The 5,547-nt window shown below is 44.5% G+C and carries 4 protein-coding genes; 3 read left to right on the top strand and 1 reads right to left on the bottom strand.

Annotated features, from left to right (window positions below; genetic code table 11):
* Positions 1–259 precede the first annotated feature (259 nt).
* Entirely contained in the window at positions 260–634 is a 375-nt protein-coding gene (locus tag EWV84_RS20105) for a hypothetical protein (protein WP_287079639.1), read from the top strand.
* 449 nt (positions 635–1,083) lie between these two features.
* Positions 1,084–3,750, top strand: a complete 2,667-nt coding sequence (adhE, locus tag EWV84_RS20100) for a bifunctional acetaldehyde-CoA/alcohol dehydrogenase (RefSeq protein WP_287079638.1) — start codon at positions 1,084–1,086, stop codon at positions 3,748–3,750.
* 66 nt (positions 3,751–3,816) lie between these two features.
* Here adhE and gloB read toward each other — a convergent pair whose 3' ends face one another.
* Positions 3,817–4,590 (bottom strand): hydroxyacylglutathione hydrolase, encoded by a 774-nt coding sequence (gene gloB, locus EWV84_RS20095; RefSeq protein ID WP_287079637.1) that lies wholly within the window; start codon positions 4,588–4,590, stop codon positions 3,817–3,819.
* A 184-nt stretch (positions 4,591–4,774) separates the two neighbouring features.
* On the opposite strand from gloB, the gene EWV84_RS20090 reads away from it, so the two are divergent.
* Complete coding sequence (locus tag EWV84_RS20090; protein ID WP_287079636.1) at positions 4,775–5,332, top strand: Panacea domain-containing protein; 558 nt, start codon at positions 4,775–4,777, stop codon at positions 5,330–5,332.
* Positions 5,333–5,547: the final 215 nt, after the last annotated feature.

Below are 5,547 nucleotides of genomic sequence, written 5' to 3'. Positions count from 1 at the left end.
GGTTTTTAGACTTTTTTGACCTCAAAAAGTGCCGACCCTTGGAGTGATTGGGGGGAAAATTCCGGGACTTTTTCCCTGAAAATTAGGTAATTGACCACCTGAAAATGGGTAAAACCCCAACCCCCACACCCCACACCCCACACCCCAACCCCCAACCCCCAACCCCCAACCCCCAACCCCCAACCCCCAACCCCCACCGAAAAACTTTTTCAGCAGACCCTATTTAGATACAGAAAATCCCAGTGATTGGATTGCTATTGTGGAAAACTCTCAAGAAATTGAAGTGACATTTACCGCTATTGATAAATGTATTGAAATTAGAAAACTCGATGGTAGTAGTATGGATAAACGCTGTGAGGGAATGCTGACCTATGCTAATTGTTTGATTTTTGTAGAATTAAAAGAACGAAAGGGGAAAAATTCGGGGTGGGTAGGAGACGGAGAAGATCAACTAAGAAACACAATTCGGGTATTTATTGAAAATCATGGTATAGAGGATTATTCGTCCAGAAAAGCCTACATTGCTAATAACAAAAAGCCTAACTTTCAGACTTCACAAATGGAGAGGATGGAAAAATTTCGCCAAGAAACTGGGTTTAGATTAATCATTCAAAACACCATCAAAATTGACTGATTTAATTCTATTTGATTCGGTTGCTCTGAAGATATTTATTTTCTAGAGTGTAGAGATATCCTAGTTTGATGTTGAATCTCACCCTGAATCCGTTGCCAAGCTGTGATCAACTTTAAACTTTTCACTCAAGGAGCGCGGAATAGAACCAGCTTCTCGAACACCGGCTTGAATTTCTGGTAACTTGATCATTGAGTCTCTGTCCTCAAACTTTTTCTAGGTACTGGTCAATCCTAATTTATACTAAATCCAGTTATCAAAAACTGATTATTTATTCTCCCCTTTGCATGAGTGCCTGTCCTGATATGTTACCTATGCTCAATGGATTTAGGATTAGTATCCTATAATACCAATGCTTAGGAAACTATAAAGAAAATCCCAAGATTAAGCGAATCCCCTGCCGAAAAACGCTATAAGAGAATAAAAAGCGTAATTTTATCTACAAAATTGTTATGACAGTTACCAATAGACAAGAGCTAGAAGAACTCATTCAACAGGTAAAAAAAGCTCAACAACAATTTGCCAACTATAGCCAAGAACAAGTAGATCTTATCTTCAAAAAAGCGGCATTAGCAGCTAACAACGCTCGCATTCCCCTGGCTAAAATGGCCGTACAAGAGACCGGGATGGGAGTAATAGAGGATAAAGTGATTAAAAACCATTTTGCCTCAGAAATCATTTATAACAAGTACAAACAGGAAAAAACCTGCGGCATTATCGAAGAAGATAAATCCTTTGGTCTGCAAAAAATCGCCGAACCCGTGGGCATTTTAGCGGGGATCGTACCCACAACAAATCCCACCTCTACAGCCATTTTTAAAGCCCTAATTGCCCTGAAAACCCGCAACGGCATCATTTTTTCCCCCCATCCGCGAGCCAAAGACTGCACCATCGCAGCGGCCAAAATTGTCTTGGAAGCGGCCGTGAAAGCGGGAGCGCCGGCTGGTATTATTGGTTGGATCGATCAGCCATCGGTGGAACTTTCCCAAGCATTAATGCAACATCCCTGCATTAATTTAATCCTCGCTACCGGCGGCCCCGGGATGGTAAAAGCGGCCTATTCTTCGGGAAGACCTTCCTTAGGAGTCGGCGCTGGCAATACCCCCGCTTTAATTGACGAAACCGCTCACATAAAAATGGCCGTTTCCTCGATTATTCTCAGTAAAACCTTCGATAACGGCATGATTTGCGCCTCCGAACAATCGGTGATCGTTGTCGATAGCATCTATGAGGAAGTTCGACAGGAATTTATTGATCGCGGGGCCTATCTTCTTTCCCCCGAAGAAAGGGAAAAAGTCACCGAGATTCTCCTAAAAGATGGTCATATCAACCCCGATATCGTCGGGCAATCGGTGGAAAAATTAGCCGCTATAGCTGGAATTTATGTTCCAGAAGATACCCGATTACTAATCGGAGAAGTAGAAAATATTGGCTTAGAAGAACCATTTTCCTACGAAAAACTCTCGCCAATTTTAGCTATGTACCGAGCGAAAGACTTTGAAGATGGGGTGAAAAAAGCCGAAAAACTGGTCTTATTTGCGGGTCGAGGTCATACGGCCGTGCTTTATACATCTCCCTCAAATCGGGAACATATTAAGCGCTTTGAAGACAACGTAGAAACGGCCCGGGTATTAATTAATACCCCTTCCTCCCAAGGTGCGATCGGTGATATCTATAACTTCCGTCTCGATCCTAGTTTAACCCTCGGTTGTGGCACTTGGGGCGGTAATTCCATCAGCGAAAACGTCGAACCTAGCCACCTGTTAAATATTAAAACCGTGGCCGAGCGCCGGGAAAATATGCTTTGGTTCCGAGTACCACCAAAAGTATATTTTAAATACGGGTCATTACCGATCGCTATTCGGGAATTAGCCGGCAAAAAACGGGCCTTTATTGTCACCGATAAACCTCTTTTTGACCTAGGAGTTACCGCAGCTTTAGAGGAAGTTTTAGAAGAAATCGGCATCACGGTTAATATCTTTTATGATGTGGAACCCGATCCTTCCCTAGAAACCGTCGAACGGGGGTTAAATGTGATTAATACCTTCAATCCCGATGTGATTATCGCTATCGGTGGCGGTTCCCCGATGGATGCGGCCAAAATCATCTGGCTACTCTACGAGCATCCAGAGATAGAATTCGAGAGCTTGGCCATGCGCTTTATGGATATTCGCAAACGCGTCTATGAATTGCCCCCTTTAGGTCAAAAAGCTCTGATGGTCTGTATTCCCACCACTTCGGGAACAGGATCGGAAGTGACTCCCTTCGCTGTTGTTACCGATCGCCGTAATAATATTAAGTATCCTCTGGCAGATTATGCCCTAACTCCCAGCATGGCAATTGTCGATCCGGAATTAGTGCTGAATATGCCGAAAAAATTGACAGCCTACGGCGGAATTGACGCTTTAACTCACGCTCTTGAGGCCTACGTCTCGGTTTTAGCCTCAGAGTACACCAATGCTCTTGCTCAAGATGCCATCCGACTGCTGTTTAAATACCTGCCCAGTTCCTATCATAACGGAGCTAAAGACCCGAAAGCGCGGGAAAAAGTTCATTATGCGGCGACAATGGCAGGAATGGCCTTCGCTAATGGCTTTTTAGGCATCTGTCACTCCATGGCCCACCAATTGGGGGCCATTTTCCACATTCCCCACGGTCTCGCCAATGCCTTGATGATTTCCCACGTCATCCTCTATAATGCCACCGATGCCCCCTTTAAACAGGCCACCTTCTCTCAGTACAAATATCCTAACGTGAAATGGCGCTATGCCAGGATCGCCCATTCCCTGGGATTGGGAGGAGAAAGCGAGACCGAAAGTGTGGAAAGATTGGTATTAGCGATCGAATGTTTAAAACGGGAAATCGGTATTCCGGCCAGTATTAAAGAGGTAATTCCCGAAACTGAAGCCGAATTTATGGCCAAATTAGACCATTTAGCCGAACAAGCTTTCGATGATCAGTGTACCGGAGCCAATCCCCGTTATCCCCTGATCGAGGACTTAAAAACCCTCTTAATCCAAGCTTATCACGGCAATTTGCCTCTAGAGGTGACGGTAAATGGTCACGGTGATGTCAGTCTTGCCGATTTGAAGTTAGATCCGCAACCCTTGAGCTTGTAATCTGATCCGATAACGCGATCGATCCTGTATTCTCAGGATCGATCGTTTTTTTTGACGCCGCTACTGCTAAAAATTATCTTTTTTCCCCCGCAGCCGTGCAAACACTTGTACTGGTTCTCTGCTATCCATGGTCATTTCCAAAGCGGGACTATCCCAGCGCAAAAAAGGATTAGTCAGCTTTTCCGTCCCCAAAATTGCCGGAATCGTGGGAATATCTTGAGCGCGATTTTTCTCCACTTCCCGATAACGCTGTTGCAGAGCAGCATTATTAGGGTCAACTGTCAAGGCAAACTTTAAATTATTTAACGTATATTCGTGAGCGCACCAAACCCTGGTCTGGTCAGGCAGCGATCGCAATTTAGTTAAAGAAGCCACCATTTGCCCCGGTGTTCCCTCAAATAAACGACCACAACCCCCAGAAAACAGGGTATCACCGCAGAATAACTCGCCGTAATCTCCGGGGTTAACCGGGGGAAAATAGTAGGCAATATGAGCGCGAGTGTGGCCGGGGACAAAGAAAACCTCGGCCCAGCGACCGGCAAATTCCACCCGGTCCCCCTCCTCTAAAAACAGCTGCTGGCCCGGAATGCGACCGCGATCCTCCTTTCCCCCATAAACACAAAGATGGGGATAACGATTAATTAAAGCCTGATTAGCCCCCACATGGTCGCCGTGGTGATGGGTATTGAAAATAGCGACTAAATCCACCTGTAAAGCCTCTAATCGCCTGAAAACGGGTTCAGGTTCGGCCGGATCCACCACGGCCGCGATTTTTTGTGCGCGATCGTAGAGGAGAAAAATATAATTATCGGAAAGGGCGTTAAGACGTTCGATCTCCATGGTAGAATCTTGGGCTAAGGTTTAACTCGATCATACCTATAGCAGCCGATGGCAGCATCTTTTAGAAATCAGGCTAGAAGCCTCAACCACTGGGACAAAATCTTAAATGTGGCCGATGTAGAATAATAACTATAATAAAAGTGTCATAAAAGTGTCATAAAAAAGCAGTGAATTTATAGTAGTTATGACGATCAAATTTCGGTTTCATCCAGAGAAAGCAGTTGAAGCCGCTGCTATACTCTTAAAGCTACACGGCAAACCGATGAAGTATTTAGGGTTGCTGAAAATGCTCTATATAGCTGACCGTCTTGCTTTAAAAACCATGGATCAACCAATTACCGGGGATAGATATGTATCAATGGATTATGGACCGGTTCTCAGGGGTGTTTATGATTTGATTAAAGGACAACCCGTGGACTCTGCCTTACCCCTGTGGTCGAAATATATTTCTCCCCGGGATTCTAATTATGTTGACCTGCTGCAATATCCCGGCAATGAAGAACTCTGTGAAGAAGAAGAAATGATTCTTAAACAGGTTTACAACACTTTTGGCCATCTCAATCCCTTTCTTGTAGCCGAATGGACTCACGATCTACCAGAATGGAAGGATCCCCATGGTTCCGCTATTCCAATTTCAGTAGAGGATGTTTTGCGATTTATGGGTAAAACAGAGGAAGAAATCGAAGATATTAGCCAAGAAGCCCAGCGAGAAGCCTATTTAGATGGAGCTTTACATGGCTAGTCTGGTTGTCAAGCTGGGGGATGCCTTTTTAATCGATACACCCCCTAATAAGCAACATCTCTACATTGCGATCGCAAAGACTTCTGAAAATAGATATTTATCTTAAATGTCGGGTGAAGACCCTCAGTTTCACTGACGGGATGAAACCCGACCAATATAGAACAGCGAAGCACCACTAAATCCTTGACAGTTTTGTGCTGGATATGTTAGTATAA

Origin of the sequence: Microcystis sp. M_QC_C_20170808_M3Col (assembly GCF_007095505.1) — a bacterium.
Classification (GTDB): domain Bacteria; phylum Cyanobacteriota; class Cyanobacteriia; order Cyanobacteriales; family Microcystaceae; genus Microcystis.
Note: the sequence above shows the minus strand (reverse complement) of the source record. Positions and strands in the feature narration are given on the sequence as shown.